This is a genomic window from Enterobacter sp. 940_PEND, from assembly GCF_001059415.1.
GTDB classification, from domain to species: domain Bacteria; phylum Pseudomonadota; class Gammaproteobacteria; order Enterobacterales; family Enterobacteriaceae; genus Enterobacter; species Enterobacter cloacae_M.
In genome coordinates, this window is record NZ_JUMS01000066.1 from 25771 (window position 1) to 39047 (window position 13277).

The following is a 13277-nucleotide window of genomic DNA, read 5'->3' on the forward strand; positions in this document are numbered from 1 at the left end:
ATTCACCTCAGTAATGAATTTTCGCGCAGGGGATCAGGTCATCTTTCAGAGCTGTGAGCACTTCGATAGCCTGTTCACGGGTTAAGCTGGTATGGCTGGTGAGCGCGTTAACGATGTTGGTGCCGACCGTCTTGCGGTGCTTCACGTCAGCTTCACGTTTTGCCTGCTCATCGGCGATTCGCTTCTCTTCTGCCAGGCGTTTCTCTTCTGCCTGTTTTGCTTTGAGGCGTTCAGCTTCAACCGCAGCGGCTTTTTCACGTTCCGCCCGGGCTTCTGCCTCCTGCTTCTCGCGTTCCGCACGCTGTTCCGCTTCGATGCGCTGGCGCTCCGCAGCTTCAGCACGCGCTTTCTCCTCAGCTTCGCGGTGCGCTGCGGCTTCAATCTCCGCTTTGTGCTTCGCTTCGGCATCGCGGCGGGCTTGTTCTGCTGCTTCGCGCTTAATGTGCTCTTCGTGCTCACGCCGAGCCTGTTCCGCCAGGCGGCGCTGCTCTTCGCGGTCACGGTCGAAATCCTTGTTCATCAGCAGAGCCATTTCGTGGTCTGCTTCGAACTTGGCCGCCAACTCCTGATCGAACCTGATGTTCATTTCCAGCGCTTCGGCGTGCAGCGCGTTCATGGCTTCTTCAGCCTTAATGCGTTCCTGCTCGGCTTCCCATTCGGTGAGTGGGCGGCGTGTTGCATCGCGCAGCTCGTCACAGGCATCAACAAACCGCTTAATTTCTGCCTCAGCCGGGCGCACAGCCTCTTTCAGGCGTTTCAGATACTCACGGCCAGGCTTTTCGATTGCCGTCTTGCTGCGGGACACCTGCGCCGCCAGAGAGGCAACGCGGTCACGACCTTTCTTCGTGGACAGGTCCGGCACTTCATTTACTGCCTGGCGAATTTGCTCGAGATAAGCGTCAAGGCCGCCAGCTACGTAAAGCACTGGCGCCTGCTCCGGCTTGATTTCGATGACAGTTAAGTCCGTTACTTCGCTCATGGTTTCTCCTGAAATTTGGATGTGCAGATCCCGCCCACAGAAAGCCAGGCCGATCGGTTGAATAGGGGGGTTAATATCAGTGAACCATCGGTTCGCCGCGCTCATTCAGCAGCACAACGACGGAATCACTTTTGATGATGGTTTTTTCGAAGATGTTGAAGGCGTACAGACCTTTCTCAACGTTCGCAGAGGCGCGATAAGTTTTACCGTGGTGTTGCAGCATTGTGCCCGGTAAAACCTCGCTACGTGGCACTGATGCGGTGCCGTAGTGCATTCCAATCATACCTTCACCTCAACCTGTTTCAGGAGGCCAGCGATATTCATCTGCCAGCGGTTCAGCACCAGTTTTTCACGCGGTGCCGATACCGACGTCAGCTGCCCCTCGTTATCGTTAAGCTTTTTGGCGGTGTACTGCTTGCCGTTGTGGGTGACTGTCATGATGCCTCCCGCTTTTCTTTGATGTCGGCGCGGAGGTGAATCTCTTTCCCATCAGCTGTCGGGAATATCAGGATGTCATCGCGAACCGCGAGAAGATGGGCCACTGCAAATAGCGCCTCGTCTGTGACATCAAATTTCTCACCGGTGAACTCGCGAACACCGGGCGCCAATTTGCTCGGCTTTGAACGACCCGCGAAAATTCGCTTCGTCAGGCCTGTAAAACCTACTGTGATTGGGTTGCTCATAAATCCTCTTGGCCTTATCGCGGCGAACGGAACGGTTAATACAAGACTTCAACGCATTTATTCAGTGTTTCAATGGGCGGTGGATGACCGCCTGTTGTCATAAATGGGCAGACTCGAAAATCTGCCTATGTATGCCCGATAAAAAACCCGCCGTGGCGGGTTAATCTTCTTTTTCTCTTTCAACCGCGTCGGCTAATGACTGATCAACTTCAATGGTCTGCATGAAACATTCGTCATCAACGTCTTCGTATTGCTCCCTGAAGCTATCGGCGAGAGTGGAAACTGGATTCCATCTCATACCGCCAGCTGCATGCTCCGCGTCACCATCTGATCCACAATCCCAAGTGGAACCATCAGGTTCTCGCTCTAAAAAACCGACACACTCTGTCTTCTGTGGATTCCAGACCAGAACAACTTTTGCCATCGCTTTACCCTCTGTCGTTACCCGCTGATGCGGGAGAAATGCTTTGGTGGTGTGGTGTCGGGAAACACGGTGTTAACGACTTGTCTGCTGTCTACTACGTTCAGAGCGCCGACATACCGAGCTGTATACTGAACTTCGCTACCAAATATTTGGCCCACTCACACCCCAAAACATTCCACTGTGTGCCCCGGCATAATCCGGGGCTGAATGTTGGTTTTCAGTCGTCACTGTTACCTGTTACATAACTCCTCCGATACAGTGCGCCGCGTCGAAAAGGGTGGCAGCGGCTAGCCATTGGAACGTGATGCCCAATCGGGCGTGAAAGACTCTGTGATTCAGCCCAGCCCACTCAGCTTCGAATGGACTGGAATAAATCTGTTTGCGCTTTGCCATAATTGCCGCTCTTCCTGAGCCCGCCTATGGTCCGACGCATGGTTTACTGTCGCGCCGTTCGACTGACCAAATCTCCACTTCGCCGCTGGCTAACTTCGCTCAGCTGTCGATGTTTCGTTTCGATGGATTGATAATCACATATTGTGTTTTATTGGTCAACACGAATTGTGATTAATGATGACAACAAAGCGTGTTGTTGCTGATTTGAAAGGGAATTTATTTTTTTAAATACCAGTGCTACGCTTAAAAAAACAGCAGGAGGGATGTGCATGGTTCTGGATGAAGAGCGTATAAGCATGAAAATTCAGGCGATGGGGCGGGCGGTGATGGAATTGTCACTGGCTGATTTACCCATGACCCAGCAAAACATCATCGACAAGCTGGAGCAGTACCGGAAGGAAACAGGAAACGTGACAGGGAAGGGAGTGAACAGGGATGCAGCCGAGATAGTGCGGAAAGGAAGGTAGTGCAGGAGTGACAAAAAAGTGCAGGAGCAACATGCGCCAGCGCAGGTTATTTTGGATCACGTCATAAGTGATTGAATTGCATTGGATGCTTGCTTTAGTGGTTAGTGTAAGTCATTGATTTTAACGCCAGCGCAGTAACTTTTGGATCTCGGTATGGAAGACACAAAAAAACCCGGCGCGGTGGCCGGGTTTAATATGAACATTAGAACTGGGTTATGCAGCTTTCTTGTTCATTTCTGCAAGGATAGCATCCTTGCGAGCTTGCATTTCTGCAACGATTTCATTAAGACGGCCAGCCAGTTTAAGCATCTCAGAAATTGTGTGGAGTTTATTCATATGCGCCTCCGCAGTGCCTCGTTTCATCCAAAAGAAAGTTATTTAAAAATTACAGCCCCTTTGAGAATTTTGGAGCTTTGTGCACACAGATCTGGGTTTTTCTGTTTAATATCACGAATCAGTATCTGCGCGGTAAGCAATACCTGCTGTAGGTCAAGAGCGCCAAGTTGCTTGGCTTTGGTATCAAGCTTGAGAATGATCTCATGAACCTCATCAAGTGACGGATCAACGAGCTCATGTAACTTTTCGATACCCAACTCTTCAAAGCTAGTGACAACGAAATCAATCAAAGCCTTCACAGCTATCTGAACCTGATACAGTTGCCTTTCTTGAAAAGAAGCTTCTGCATCTGTCACTTTTACAGCATCTCTAAATTCTTGGGTCACTAACTATACTCCTTATATAGGATCTCTCCAATCGATTTTCAATGCGAATTGGACGATTTCCGCTCAATAAGCACGATTTAGCAATGAAATAATTGACTTTGAAAGGAAACATCTCTATATCGCGCGCACATGATATATATACACTTAAAATCGACTAAAAGAACACAAACTTTATGATGATTTTCATCAATCATATTGAATGATGACGGCTATCACACCAGCCGCAGCTTCGTCTCTACAGCAACACCGATAATCCGACAGTTACCATTCACCGCTACCAATGGCCACTGTGGATTTAAACCCTTCAGGTACTTCTGCCCACCATCGATCACCAGCTTCTTAAAAGTCGCCTCGTTAGAATCGGATAGCTTTGCTATTACCAGACTGCCGTTGATTGCCTCGCGCCCAGTATCGAAGAGGACAAAGGTTCCTTCTGGGATGCTAAGACCCGCCGGTGCTGTCATTGAGTCACCATCAACCTGCAGCCAGAACGCCTCCCCCTGAATGTGAGCATCTGATTCAAGCCAAAGGTCGATATCTTTAAGGGTGTACGGCTCAACAGCTTCGCACCATGCTCCTGCCTGCACCTTGCTTATAACTGGGTATTTATCACCTGGCTTGTAAGGGCCTTTGTAGTCATCGCCAAAAAGCAGCTCGGCAGGCGCAACCCCCAGCGCCTTAGCTATTACAGTTGCATCATCAACGCTAACGCTCCTGGTGCCTGATTCGTAATTCCCTATGCGTGACTGCGAGGCCCACCCGCAAAGCTCTGCGAGAGCCTTTTGTGACAGCCCTTTATCTTCGCGAAGTCGCTTAATGCGGCCCGCTATATCTTCGATTCTATTCATTCTCATTTTGTATCACGCGCCGTGTTAAAAAGCTTTACACGAATTGTGTTGATTAATAATCACGAATTGTGTTTAATGATGCTGAGTGACCATTCTTGAAAGGATCAGCATGAACAATATCGCCAACGAACGTAAGAAGCTTGGCATCACTCAATCAGAGTTAGCAGGTTCGTGCGGCTGGAACCAGTCCCGCCTTGCTAACTATGAAGCTGGCATACGAGCACCAGACCTGGATTCGTGCCGCCGCCTGGTTGACGCGATGAATAAGCTGGGGAGCAATACATCTCTCGATGCGTTGTTCCCACCAAAAAATAATGCCGCCTGATTGGCGGCCCTAACCACGAAAGGGAAAGCAATGCATTCACTTGCGTATCAACAAGGTAACAAATTTTCGCCGACGGCGATGATTTACCAGAATCGCCGGGAGCCTGATTCAGCGGCGTTAAACATCGATGGGATCCGCGCGGCTGTTCGCGCCTGGGCAGCTGACTGCCGCAGCCGTGAATTTGTCGCGGCGCTGATTGTTGAAGAGTGGCGGGCAACCGGCGGCACCGGTCTGGATATCCCGACCGACTCTCACCGCCAGATGCAGAAGGTGTTCCGCTGGATCGACGGCGACACCGAATATGCTGCCAACAACATTCGCCAGCTGGCACCGGCAATCATGTCCGTATTGCCGCTGGAATTTCGCAACCGCCTGGCACCGCAGAACGACACGATGTCGCTGATCGCATCCGCGATGAAAGAGTGTGCTGAAGCTAAACAGGCTGTGCTGCTGGACGCTCCAGAGCATCAGAAGCTGAAAGAGGTAAGCGAAGGTATAGCGTCGCTCTTCCGCCTCATGCCGGAGCAGGTAGGGCCACTGATGACGATGGTTACTTCGATGTTGGGGGTTATGTGAGAGGCACCAGAAAAGAAAAAGCCCTTGAAGCGGTCACTTCAAAGGCCTTCCAAACACTGTGTTACGCCAAGTAACGGGAGTAAGTATGTCAAACACCGCAGAAATTCTCAACTTTCCCGCTGTAGTTTCGGGAATACAGGAGCAACGCGTGGCCGATACAGACGATGGGTACACCCGTCTGGCAAACGAGTTGTATGAGGAGCTTATCGGCGCGAACCTGACCAAAAATCAGGCCAAGGTAGCTCATGCTGTTTGCCGCAAAACCTATGGGTTCAACAAGAAGATGGACCGCATAGCAGACTCACAACTTTCTGAGCTGACCAGACTACCTCGCCAGAAGGTTAACGCTGCCAAAAACGAACTCATTGCGATGAATGTTTTGGTGTCCGACGGCATGCTGATCGGGCCCAACAAAAACCTGAGTGAGTGGGTAATTCCGGGCACTAAGCCTGCGCCAAAATGTCACCATAGTAGTGACTGTCACCATGGTAGTGACAGTGTCCCTACGGTGGTGACAAAAAGTGTCACCAAAACAGTGACAACCCTGTCACCAAAATGGGGACACACAAAAGACACTATTACAAAAGACAATAAAGACAATATTAATAAACCCCCTAAATCCCCCAAACCGGTTCCGTTCGATCCGGCTGGTGTCGAGCTTCCTGAATGGCTGTCAGTTTCAGTCTGGAAGTCATGGGTCGATTATCGTCGCGACCTGAAGAAACCGATTAAGTCTCAGCAGACGGTAACCCAGGCCATCAACCTGCTTGAGCGTTGCAAGTGCAGCGGATACCAGCCTGAAGAAATCATCAACCAGAGCATCGCGAATGGCTGGCAGGGTTTGTTTGAGCCAAAGATAGCCAAGCAGACGCCTCGCGCGCAGTCTCGGGTATCTGAGAACTTTGCTGGCAAAGACTATGGCCAGACTGAAATTCCTGCATGGGCGAGGGACTGATCATGACGCTGGATGAAAAAATCAATCAACTTGAGAAACGCATTACTGAGCTGAGCCAGCCGCCAGTTCAGCATGAAGATATCGAGCTAACTATCAGCACCGAGAACTGCGAAACGCATGGCCCCTTTGAATGCAGGACCAGGCATTTCTTAAACTCTGTTGTGAAAATTCCCCCGCGCCCAAGCTGCTGCCCTGAATGCCTCAAAGAGGAGTTAGGCCGCTTGCAGGCGGAAAGAATTAGCATCAACGAAGCAGCCCGAAAAAGAAACATCGAGCGCCTGCTGGATGGACTGAGCATCCCGGCCAGGTTTGAATCCTGTTCACTGGAGAATTATGAACCGGTGAACGAAGAAGCGAAACGCGCCCTGAAGGTCTGTCAGGCATACGCCAGCCGCTGGCCTGAGCGTTTGCAGAAGGGGGGCGGCCTGGTGATGTGTGGCAAGCCTGGAACCGGCAAGAACCACCTCGCATTGGCTATCGCCCGGCATGCAATCACCGAGCACCAAAGCTCAGCTGTGTTCACCACCGCGCTGAAAATTGCCAGGGAGTACAAGTCAACCTGGTCGAAGGGGTCAAGCCGTACTGAAGACGAAGTGATCCGTTACTTCACGAAGCCCGACCTGCTGATTATCGACGAGGTCGGCGTGCAGTTCGGAAGCGACGCCGAGAAGTTGATCATGTTCGAAATCATCAACACCCGTTATGAGCGGATGAAGCCAACCATCCTGATCAGCAACCAGACCCGGGAAGAACTGGCTGCATTCATCGGCGAACGCGTTCTTGATCGCATGAGCGATGGAGGCGGGTGCACTCTGTCATTCACGTGGGATTCTTACCGTTCTAAGGGGGCAGCATGACCATAACAATTCGTGGGCAGATTCTTGCAGCCCTGCGTAATAACCCTGGCCTGAACAGTGCTCGTATTGCCAGCATGATCGGCATGACCACCAAAAAGATTTCCGGCCCGTTAAGCACGTTGTTTGCAGACGGCCTGATCGAGTTCGAAGGTAAGCATGGCCAGCGGCTTTATCGGCTGACCAGCTACGGCATGAAATACGCACCGGAAACCATCCCTGCCATGCCGAAGGGTAATTCGAAGCTGGTGCAGCGCACAGAGACAAACGTGATCTGCCAGGAATGCCGCAACAGCGCGGCGATGAAGCGAGTTTTGATGGTTTGGGGGAGGGTAGGGGTATGAGCATTAAAAATTTGGTCGAAATGATAAAGCACAACGGTCTTCTGGCTTCAATGGCTAAGCTTGAAAAGCTGTATCAGGTTGCGATCGAGAACGAGCAGAAGCTCGCCGAACTTGAATCCAATCTCGCGGCGTTGGCTGCGGAGAATGCGCTTTTGAAAAAATCGGAGCCAGCACCATTCAGTAAACTGATGATGGAGGCGCTTGATCTTTATCAGGCGGGTGCTGACGAAGTGCCAGAGTTGGCAATGCTGAGCGCATATAAAAAACTACGAGATGGACTAAAAACCCCGGCTACCGACGCTTTCCTGGCTGAAGTGCGGGCGCAGGGTGTGGAGATGATGGCTGCTGAAGCTGATCAACTGATGGATGAGTTTGGAGATGACAGCTACAAAGTGATGGTTACCGCAGATTTACAGCGTTTCGCCAATGCTTTCGCCGCCCAGCTTCGCAAAGGATTGCAGCCATGAGTAACATCGACAAACGTGCATTGCGTGAATCGGCCGAAAATCATGGGGATGACGACATTCTGGCGCTGCTGGATGAGCTGGAAGCCGCAGATGCGCTGAATAAACATTTGGAGTTGGCAATCCGAAGAGCTGAGGGTTGTAGCGAGGCGTTAAGGAGAAAACTAGAGGCCGCAGAGGAGCGCATTGCTGAACTTAGTGAATTACCCATGAAGTCTGATGTTGAAAAAAAACCTCAGAATACCTTGAGTGGCAGACCAGTTTACCTCGGCGATGGCAGTGACGCTAAGGAGACGCTGATTGCAGGTAAGCGTGATATTCATCGCTACGGGAGTTTGATAACAGATAAAGCCTGGAAAGGAGATTGATATGGCTCGTTTTATCGCAGTTATTCACGGGTGGTTCGTCGACAGCAAGGGTTTTGATGTGCATGAACTTAGCGCAACGGACAAGGAATCGGCCCACAACGAAGCGGTGCTGTTGAAGCATAAACGAGAAAGCACTTTCTGCTCATGTGCCTGCACTGTAGTTGAGATTGCTGACAACGAAAGATTGCCACGCAAGTTAACTCTACGCGAACGTCTGACAGGGAGGACTAACCCATGAGCACTATTACCAAAGAATGGCTCCTGACGACCATCGCGGAGCTTGAAGAAGAGCGCGATGCTGTGCCCGGCGCAGTAAACGAAGATGCGGCAATGGCGCTGGCGGCGATGAAGCTGGCGCTGGCATCGCTCGAAGCGGAGCCGGTGGCGTGGCTACTGTCAGGCGGCGGCGCAAAAAACAACGTCAGCTTCGATAGTGGCAATGCTTATGCCGACCCGCTGCGAGAAGTAACGCCGCTCTACACCGCCCCGCCAGCGCCGGTATCTGTGCCCGCTGCGATGGAAATGGATGATGACTTTGACAGCGCGTTTGAACACGGAAAAGCTGTCGGCTGGAACGCCTGCCGCGCCGCCATGCTTCAGGGTGTCGATCGACCACAAAACGAACCGCAAAATATTCCGGAAAATATTCCAGCCACACAGTTTAAGCCGGTAGCAGACCTGTACGGCTTAACCTCACCAACTGGCGGTGAAACATCGTTCACTTTCGACGCTGTTGAAGCTCGCGATTTTGTTGATGGCGGTTGGTCATGCCAGGAGTACGTGGAGCTTGAACGCTTTCAGGAAGCGATAACCAACCATACCGAGGATAAGCTCGCTATGGTTGACCATTCCGGTGACTCCAACAATATGGTTGAACCTGTAACGACGGCTAACAAGTTGCCATTCGATCAGTGGCTTTCGCAGCAGACAGGCACCATTGACGTCGAATGTGGATGCGTGATGACGGAGGTGTTTTTCCACTGGTTGCGCGTTGCGTATGAGGCTGGCAACTATCCGGTTATTCCGGATGGTTGGGTGCTGGTGCCAGAAGAACCCACCCATGAAATGCTTGAGGCTGGTGATGAACAATTCGGAACTTACGATGTGTATCGCCGGATGATAGCAGCAGCACCGCAGCAGGAGGCATGATGTACGACAAATATACTCTCAATCGCTGCGACGCAATGGAGTGGCTTGCAGAGCATTACCCAACCTTCCCGGACAGGATGCCAGATGTGCCGCTTAAGGCCGACTGGTGTAGCGCCAGCCTGTTCAGAGGGTGGAGTTTCGTTATCTTGCTCGATGGTTCACTGGTCTTTGCTGACTGCCTGTCACCTCCCATCCGGGCAGAAGACATGGCTGGCTTCAAACTGCCTGAGTTGACATAGCTACCATACAAGCGATATGGGGATTCACATATCGACCCGCCCAGGGCCTCTTCGGAGGCCTTTCTCTTGAGTTGATTTTGTTGAATCAACCGTCCATACTTTCTTTGCTGATGGCCTGAACACCCGTTGGTGACTTCTGCGCATTTAAGGGGACTTAAATGCGACCACAATCTGAACTCCTCACCTTGTCACAGATGCAGAAATGCACCTGCGATTTTCTGCATTCTGCGGTTTCCGTTAAGGAGGCCGTATGAGCATGAACAAAGACGGCATCCGTCTGCACAAATCCAATTTTTCCGCCATCGGGCAGCAGATACAGCCAATGCTGGAGTCTGGCGACTGCTATCGCCTCATCATCAAGCCCTGGAAGGACAAGCGCAGCCTCTCCCAAAATGCCCTTCTCTGGATGTGGAATGGTGACGTTGCATCTGCCGTCAACCGGCATGCTGAAAGCAAGCTAACAGAGGAAGACCTTCATGAATTTATGAAGGATATGTTCTGTCCCGCCAAGCCTGTAACCGTTCTTGGTGAAACCAAGATGGTGAAGTCCACCAAGCTACTCGACACCGAAGAGATGACCTTCTACCTGCGCCGCATTGAAGTCTGGTGTGCTGAACGCGGTATCAAATTGCGGATCCCCGCCAACTCCGAATATCACGAAAAAGGACACGATCATGTTTGAGAATGAAATTTGGAAGCCGGTGCCGGGGTATGAAGGCCGGTTTGAGGTTAGCTCTCTTGCTCGCGTCCGTAGTTTGTCTCGCAAAGTTACTACGTGCGGGAGCGATAAGAAGACGTGGACCACTAGAACTATAGCTGGGCGGATTCTTAAGGGATGCACATCATCCCAATACATCAGGGTATCACTTTCTAATAAACACGAAATGCTACATCGGTTCGTGGCGCTCGCGTTTGTGCCAAATCCTAATAACTACCCGCACGTTAACCACATCGATGGAAATAAGCACAACAATCTGCCAGAGAATCTTGAGTGGTGCACGCATGCCATGAACATGAAGCACGCCAATGAAACCGGGCTATCCAACAAGAATAAAATGCCTGTAATTGCAGAGAGAGATGGGTTTGGATACTGGTTTCCATCAATGCAATCGACCAAGAAGTACGGATGCAACCCGGCGTTAGTCCACGCGTCGATCAACGGAAAGCAGGGTGAGCACAGGGGGATGCAGTGGAGTTATTGCTCTGCCACATCCAACTGTGAATACCAGCAGCTGCGCGATAAGCAGGAGGCCTGATGTCTACTCCACTTTCCCGCGTCATCACCAACGAAATATTCCGCGTCCCTGCGCGCCGAAAGCGTAAGCCCGCGGTTAAGCCGTCCGACATCCCGACCTTGAAAGGCTACACCGCCCGCCTGGTGGATCAGAAATGGCTGCGTCTCGCGGCGAGGAGAGCGCATGGCTAATTTATGCAAAGCGGCACGCGGGCGGGAATGTCAGGTGCGGATCCCCGGCGTATGCAACGGCAATCCTGAAACCTCAGTGCTGGCACATATCCGCCTTGCCGGCCTGTGCGGGACCGGAATTAAGCCGCCTGACCTGATCGCCACCATCGCATGCAGCAGCTGCCACGACGAGATTGATCGCCGCACCCGTCTGGTCGATGCGGAATATGCAAAGGAGTGCGCGCTGGAAGGCATGGCCCGCACGCAGGTTATCTGGCTGAAAGAGGGGCTTGTGAAGGTATGAATATTTACGATATCACGCCGGTCAGTAAGCCGCGCATGACACAGAGAGATCGCTGGCATAAAAGACCTGCGACGGCGGCATATTGGGCTTTCAAAGCCGAAGTGCGCCTGCTTGGAATCAACATTCCTGAATCCGGTTATCACATCACCTTCATCATTCCCATGCCAAAAAGCTGGAGCCAGAAGAAGCGCGCGCAACTCAACGGCCAGGCGCATCAGCAGAAACCGGATAAAGACAACCTGGAAAAGGCGCTTCTCGATGCCATTTTCGACGACGACAGCCGCGTCTGGGATGGCCGGGTTACAAAACTTTGGGGAGAGAAGGGGCAGATCATTATTGGGGAGTGCGCGCCGTGACCAGAGACGAGATAACCCGATACCAGGTTGAGAGCGTTAAGCGCGCCAGCATGCCGCCAGTAGCAAAGCACAGCCAGACCAAAACCAACCAGCCACATAAGGAAGCCGCATGAACAGTCAGCAACTGGAATACGTACGTCAGCAGCTCATTGTGGCGACCGCAGATTTGAGCGGGGCGACGAAAGGGCAACTGGTAGCCTTCGCCGAAAACGCGCAATTCACCGCGACGGCGCGCAGCCGGGGACGGAAGAAAATCACCGATCCGGTCACCGGTCGGAAAGTTAACCCGGACGGCCCTCCGATGAGCGGCAGCCAGTCCCGCGCCAAAGGCTCATCCATCGCGCTGGTGGGGCCGGTTGAGTTCGTGACAGCGTCGTGGCGCCGCGCTGTGCTGTCGCTGGAAGACCACCAGAAAGCATGGCTGCTGTGGAACTACAGCGAGAACATCCGCTTCGAGTACCAGGTGGCGATCACCCAGTGGGCGTGGGCAGAATTCCGGGAGCAGCTCGGCGCGAAGAAGGTGGCCGGCAAGACGATGGAGCGTCTGAAGAAGCTTATCTGGCTGGCGGCTCAGGACGTGAAAGCAGAGCTGGCGGGGCGGGAGACGTACGAATACCAGAAACTGGCGGAGTTGGTGGGCGTAACGCCAAAGAACTGGTCCGAGACGTTTACGGAGCGCTGGATTGATATGCGTCGCATCTTCCTGCGCCTGGACAACGGTGCTTTGTTGCAGGTTACGCGATCACGTTCACAACAAAAGGCGACAAATTTAGATAGAAGTCTTGCAAAACTGGATTGAAACGCATATATTTCATGTAAATCTGATATCGTCGCCATAGCTTTGATTGTCGACACAAAGAATTCAAGCCCGAGGTTAACGCCTTGGGCTTTTTTATTTGCGGTACGCCGCACACAGAACCCACTACCTGGGACCCTTCGGCCAGAGAGCCGACATTGCCTTACCCTCATCTTCCCGGCCTGTCGCCGGGTTTTTTATTCAGGCCGCAGACAATCAATTCCAGATGCCACGTAGCTATCGTGTCTGACGGCCTTTCCCCACTACACAAACAGCACCCCGTTATTCGGAGGTGATATGGCTAAACGTATGCAAGATAAAGAAAGCATTGCCGGAGTGTCATGGCTGATTGTCCTTGCTCTGTCATGCTGGGGCGGCCTGGTCCGATACCTTATTGACGTGAAGCAGAATAAAGCCACCTGGAGCTGGATCAACGCACTGGCGCAAATCGCAGTGTCCGGATTTACCGGTCTCATTGGTGGCCTGATCAGCGTTGAAAGTGGGCTGAGCCTTTACATGATTCTGGTTACGTCAGGTATCAGTGGAGCGATGGGCTCCGTGGCGCTGACGTACTTCTGGGAACGCCTGACGGGGATGAAGAATGCAAACCAGTGATAAAGGCATTG

At 52.1% G+C, this 13277-nt stretch carries 27 protein-coding genes; 19 read left to right on the forward strand and 8 right to left on the reverse strand.

The features are described from left to right. Positions 1–7: 7 nt before the first annotated feature. From ADJ24_RS10320 to ADJ24_RS10335, 5 genes are all read right to left on the reverse strand, one after another. Positions 8–979, reverse strand: a complete 972-nt coding sequence (locus tag ADJ24_RS10320; protein ID WP_048702361.1) for a hypothetical protein — start codon at positions 977–979, stop codon at positions 8–10. Positions 980–1055: 76 nt separating this feature from the next. Beyond that, positions 1056–1262, reverse strand: coding sequence for a cell division protein FtsZ (locus ADJ24_RS10325; RefSeq protein WP_001752704.1), 207 nt, complete (start codon positions 1260–1262; stop codon positions 1056–1058). Further along, the gene (locus tag ADJ24_RS25350; RefSeq protein ID WP_048955521.1) at positions 1259–1417 is read right to left on the reverse strand and encodes a hypothetical protein; all 159 of its coding nucleotides are present in this window, start codon (positions 1415–1417) and stop codon (positions 1259–1261) included. The genes ADJ24_RS10325 and ADJ24_RS25350 overlap by 4 nt, the downstream gene beginning before the upstream one ends. Then, positions 1414–1662 (reverse strand): DUF7446 family protein, encoded by a 249-nt coding sequence (locus ADJ24_RS10330; protein ID WP_032105105.1) that lies wholly within the window; start codon positions 1660–1662, stop codon positions 1414–1416. The genes ADJ24_RS25350 and ADJ24_RS10330 overlap by 4 nt, the downstream gene beginning before the upstream one ends. A gap of 160 nt (positions 1663–1822) precedes the next feature. After that, the gene (locus tag ADJ24_RS10335; protein ID WP_032936032.1) at positions 1823–2086 is read right to left on the reverse strand and encodes a hypothetical protein; all 264 of its coding nucleotides are present in this window, start codon (positions 2084–2086) and stop codon (positions 1823–1825) included. 662 nt (positions 2087–2748) lie between these two features. On the opposite strand from ADJ24_RS10335, the gene ADJ24_RS10340 reads away from it, so the two are divergent. Continuing rightward, complete coding sequence (locus tag ADJ24_RS10340; protein WP_048702377.1) at positions 2749–2946, forward strand: hypothetical protein; 198 nt, start codon at positions 2749–2751, stop codon at positions 2944–2946. 213 nt (positions 2947–3159) lie between these two features. Here ADJ24_RS10340 and ADJ24_RS25680 read toward each other — a convergent pair whose 3' ends face one another. From ADJ24_RS25680 to ADJ24_RS10350, 3 genes are all read right to left on the reverse strand, one after another. Then, positions 3160–3282: a hypothetical protein gene (locus ADJ24_RS25680; protein WP_255250421.1), complete on the reverse strand. Its 123-nt coding sequence runs from the start codon at positions 3280–3282 to the stop codon at positions 3160–3162. Between the two features lie 38 nt (positions 3283–3320). After that, positions 3321–3668 carry a hypothetical protein gene (locus ADJ24_RS10345; RefSeq protein ID WP_039024874.1) on the reverse strand — a complete coding sequence of 116 codons (348 nt, stop codon included), beginning with the start codon at positions 3666–3668 and terminating at the stop codon, positions 3321–3323. 212 nt (positions 3669–3880) lie between these two features. Continuing rightward, positions 3881–4522, reverse strand: coding sequence for a LexA family protein (locus tag ADJ24_RS10350; protein WP_048702380.1), 642 nt, complete (start codon positions 4520–4522; stop codon positions 3881–3883). 103 nt (positions 4523–4625) lie between these two features. Here ADJ24_RS10350 and ADJ24_RS10355 point away from each other — a divergent pair, with 103 nt between their 5' ends. The 18 genes from ADJ24_RS10355 to ADJ24_RS10435 all read left to right on the forward strand — a co-directional run bounded on the left by ADJ24_RS10355 (position 4626) and on the right by ADJ24_RS10435 (position 13266). Continuing rightward, positions 4626–4841 carry a helix-turn-helix domain-containing protein gene (locus ADJ24_RS10355; RefSeq protein ID WP_006809779.1) on the forward strand — a complete coding sequence of 72 codons (216 nt, stop codon included), beginning with the start codon at positions 4626–4628 and terminating at the stop codon, positions 4839–4841. A gap of 30 nt (positions 4842–4871) precedes the next feature. After that, positions 4872–5417 carry a toxin YdaT family protein gene (locus ADJ24_RS10360; protein WP_048702383.1) on the forward strand — a complete coding sequence of 182 codons (546 nt, stop codon included), beginning with the start codon at positions 4872–4874 and terminating at the stop codon, positions 5415–5417. An 85-nt stretch (positions 5418–5502) separates the two neighbouring features. Beyond that, positions 5503–6372 carry a replication protein gene (locus ADJ24_RS10365; protein ID WP_048702385.1) on the forward strand — a complete coding sequence of 290 codons (870 nt, stop codon included), beginning with the start codon at positions 5503–5505 and terminating at the stop codon, positions 6370–6372. Beyond that, on the forward strand, positions 6357–7229 hold the full coding sequence (locus ADJ24_RS10370) for an ATP-binding protein (RefSeq protein ID WP_003859816.1): 873 nt from the start codon (positions 6357–6359) through the stop codon (positions 7227–7229). Before ADJ24_RS10365 ends, ADJ24_RS10370 begins: the two co-directional genes overlap by 16 nt. Next, complete coding sequence (locus ADJ24_RS10375) at positions 7226–7570, forward strand: ArsR/SmtB family transcription factor (protein WP_048702388.1); 345 nt, start codon at positions 7226–7228, stop codon at positions 7568–7570. The genes ADJ24_RS10370 and ADJ24_RS10375 overlap by 4 nt, the downstream gene beginning before the upstream one ends. After that, positions 7567–8037, forward strand: coding sequence for a hypothetical protein (locus ADJ24_RS25355; RefSeq protein WP_192831034.1), 471 nt, complete (start codon positions 7567–7569; stop codon positions 8035–8037). The genes ADJ24_RS10375 and ADJ24_RS25355 overlap by 4 nt, the downstream gene beginning before the upstream one ends. Next, a complete protein-coding gene (locus ADJ24_RS10385) occupies positions 8034–8402 on the forward strand; it encodes an ead/Ea22-like family protein (protein WP_048702390.1) in 369 nt (122 codons plus the stop codon). Before ADJ24_RS25355 ends, ADJ24_RS10385 begins: the two co-directional genes overlap by 4 nt. Before the next feature lies 1 nt (position 8403). Then, positions 8404–8640 (forward strand): hypothetical protein, encoded by a 237-nt coding sequence (locus ADJ24_RS10390; RefSeq protein ID WP_048702392.1) that lies wholly within the window; start codon positions 8404–8406, stop codon positions 8638–8640. Next, positions 8637–9551 carry a hypothetical protein gene (locus tag ADJ24_RS25685; RefSeq protein ID WP_265093049.1) on the forward strand — a complete coding sequence of 305 codons (915 nt, stop codon included), beginning with the start codon at positions 8637–8639 and terminating at the stop codon, positions 9549–9551. Before ADJ24_RS10390 ends, ADJ24_RS25685 begins: the two co-directional genes overlap by 4 nt. Beyond that, positions 9551–9790, forward strand: coding sequence for a hypothetical protein (locus ADJ24_RS10400; protein ID WP_048702398.1), 240 nt, complete (start codon positions 9551–9553; stop codon positions 9788–9790). The genes ADJ24_RS25685 and ADJ24_RS10400 overlap by 1 nt, the downstream gene beginning before the upstream one ends. A 250-nt stretch (positions 9791–10040) precedes the next feature. Next, positions 10041–10472 (forward strand): recombination protein NinB, encoded by a 432-nt coding sequence (locus ADJ24_RS10405; RefSeq protein ID WP_025759385.1) that lies wholly within the window; start codon positions 10041–10043, stop codon positions 10470–10472. Further along, a complete protein-coding gene (locus ADJ24_RS10410; protein ID WP_048702407.1) occupies positions 10465–11046 on the forward strand; it encodes an NUMOD4 domain-containing protein in 582 nt (193 codons plus the stop codon). Before ADJ24_RS10405 ends, ADJ24_RS10410 begins: the two co-directional genes overlap by 8 nt. Then, entirely contained in the window at positions 11046–11216 is a 171-nt protein-coding gene (locus ADJ24_RS10415; protein WP_023296423.1) for a NinE family protein, read from the forward strand. Before ADJ24_RS10410 ends, ADJ24_RS10415 begins: the two co-directional genes overlap by 1 nt. After that, positions 11209–11499 (forward strand): DUF1364 domain-containing protein, encoded by a 291-nt coding sequence (locus ADJ24_RS10420; RefSeq protein WP_001752687.1) that lies wholly within the window; start codon positions 11209–11211, stop codon positions 11497–11499. The genes ADJ24_RS10415 and ADJ24_RS10420 overlap by 8 nt, the downstream gene beginning before the upstream one ends. Further along, positions 11496–11855, forward strand: a complete 360-nt coding sequence (locus tag ADJ24_RS10425; protein WP_001752686.1) for a RusA family crossover junction endodeoxyribonuclease — start codon at positions 11496–11498, stop codon at positions 11853–11855. Before ADJ24_RS10420 ends, ADJ24_RS10425 begins: the two co-directional genes overlap by 4 nt. Further along, positions 11852–11968 (forward strand): hypothetical protein, encoded by a 117-nt coding sequence (locus ADJ24_RS25040; RefSeq protein ID WP_108168634.1) that lies wholly within the window; start codon positions 11852–11854, stop codon positions 11966–11968. Before ADJ24_RS10425 ends, ADJ24_RS25040 begins: the two co-directional genes overlap by 4 nt. Continuing rightward, positions 11965–12654 carry a bacteriophage antitermination protein Q gene (locus tag ADJ24_RS10430; protein ID WP_048702414.1) on the forward strand — a complete coding sequence of 230 codons (690 nt, stop codon included), beginning with the start codon at positions 11965–11967 and terminating at the stop codon, positions 12652–12654. Before ADJ24_RS25040 ends, ADJ24_RS10430 begins: the two co-directional genes overlap by 4 nt. 306 nt (positions 12655–12960) lie before the next feature. Next, positions 12961–13266, forward strand: a complete 306-nt coding sequence (locus tag ADJ24_RS10435) for a phage holin family protein (RefSeq protein ID WP_122008274.1) — start codon at positions 12961–12963, stop codon at positions 13264–13266. The last annotated feature ends 11 nt before the right edge of the window (positions 13267–13277 follow it).

Bases quoted from the DNA above. Each gene is read 5' to 3' on its own strand.
- ADJ24_RS10375 (WP_048702388.1), top strand. From the start codon at position 7,226: ATGACCATAACAATTCGTGGGCAGATTCTTGCAGCCCTGCGTAATAAC.
- ADJ24_RS10360 (WP_048702383.1), top strand. From the start codon at position 4,872: ATGCATTCACTTGCGTATCAACAAGGTAACAAATTTTCGCCGACGGCG.
- ADJ24_RS10320 (WP_048702361.1), bottom strand. From the start codon at position 979: ATGAGCGAAGTAACGGACTTAACTGTCATCGAAATCAAGCCGGAGCAG.
- ADJ24_RS10355 (WP_006809779.1), top strand. From the start codon at position 4,626: ATGAACAATATCGCCAACGAACGTAAGAAGCTTGGCATCACTCAATCA.
- ADJ24_RS10435 (WP_122008274.1), top strand. From the start codon at position 12,961: ATGCAAGATAAAGAAAGCATTGCCGGAGTGTCATGGCTGATTGTCCTT.
- ADJ24_RS10350 (WP_048702380.1), bottom strand. From the start codon at position 4,522: ATGAGAATGAATAGAATCGAAGATATAGCGGGCCGCATTAAGCGACTT.
- ADJ24_RS10370 (WP_003859816.1), top strand. From the start codon at position 6,357: ATGGGCGAGGGACTGATCATGACGCTGGATGAAAAAATCAATCAACTT.
- ADJ24_RS10410 (WP_048702407.1), top strand. From the start codon at position 10,465: ATGTTTGAGAATGAAATTTGGAAGCCGGTGCCGGGGTATGAAGGCCGG.
- ADJ24_RS10405 (WP_025759385.1), top strand. From the start codon at position 10,041: ATGAGCATGAACAAAGACGGCATCCGTCTGCACAAATCCAATTTTTCC.
- ADJ24_RS10325 (WP_001752704.1), bottom strand. From the start codon at position 1,262: ATGATTGGAATGCACTACGGCACCGCATCAGTGCCACGTAGCGAGGTT.
- ADJ24_RS10400 (WP_048702398.1), top strand. From the start codon at position 9,551: ATGTACGACAAATATACTCTCAATCGCTGCGACGCAATGGAGTGGCTT.
- ADJ24_RS10430 (WP_048702414.1), top strand. From the start codon at position 11,965: ATGAACAGTCAGCAACTGGAATACGTACGTCAGCAGCTCATTGTGGCG.
- ADJ24_RS10425 (WP_001752686.1), top strand. From the start codon at position 11,496: ATGAATATTTACGATATCACGCCGGTCAGTAAGCCGCGCATGACACAG.
- ADJ24_RS10420 (WP_001752687.1), top strand. From the start codon at position 11,209: ATGGCTAATTTATGCAAAGCGGCACGCGGGCGGGAATGTCAGGTGCGG.
- ADJ24_RS10385 (WP_048702390.1), top strand. From the start codon at position 8,034: ATGAGTAACATCGACAAACGTGCATTGCGTGAATCGGCCGAAAATCAT.
- ADJ24_RS10340 (WP_048702377.1), top strand. From the start codon at position 2,749: ATGGTTCTGGATGAAGAGCGTATAAGCATGAAAATTCAGGCGATGGGG.
- ADJ24_RS25680 (WP_255250421.1), bottom strand. From the start codon at position 3,282: ATGAATAAACTCCACACAATTTCTGAGATGCTTAAACTGGCTGGCCGT.
- ADJ24_RS25355 (WP_192831034.1), top strand. From the start codon at position 7,567: ATGAGCATTAAAAATTTGGTCGAAATGATAAAGCACAACGGTCTTCTG.
- ADJ24_RS10390 (WP_048702392.1), top strand. From the start codon at position 8,404: ATGGCTCGTTTTATCGCAGTTATTCACGGGTGGTTCGTCGACAGCAAG.
- ADJ24_RS10415 (WP_023296423.1), top strand. From the start codon at position 11,046: ATGTCTACTCCACTTTCCCGCGTCATCACCAACGAAATATTCCGCGTC.
- ADJ24_RS25350 (WP_048955521.1), bottom strand. From the start codon at position 1,417: ATGACAGTCACCCACAACGGCAAGCAGTACACCGCCAAAAAGCTTAAC.
- ADJ24_RS10330 (WP_032105105.1), bottom strand. From the start codon at position 1,662: ATGAGCAACCCAATCACAGTAGGTTTTACAGGCCTGACGAAGCGAATT.
- ADJ24_RS25685 (WP_265093049.1), top strand. From the start codon at position 8,637: ATGAGCACTATTACCAAAGAATGGCTCCTGACGACCATCGCGGAGCTT.
- ADJ24_RS10335 (WP_032936032.1), bottom strand. From the start codon at position 2,086: ATGGCAAAAGTTGTTCTGGTCTGGAATCCACAGAAGACAGAGTGTGTC.
- ADJ24_RS10365 (WP_048702385.1), top strand. From the start codon at position 5,503: ATGTCAAACACCGCAGAAATTCTCAACTTTCCCGCTGTAGTTTCGGGA.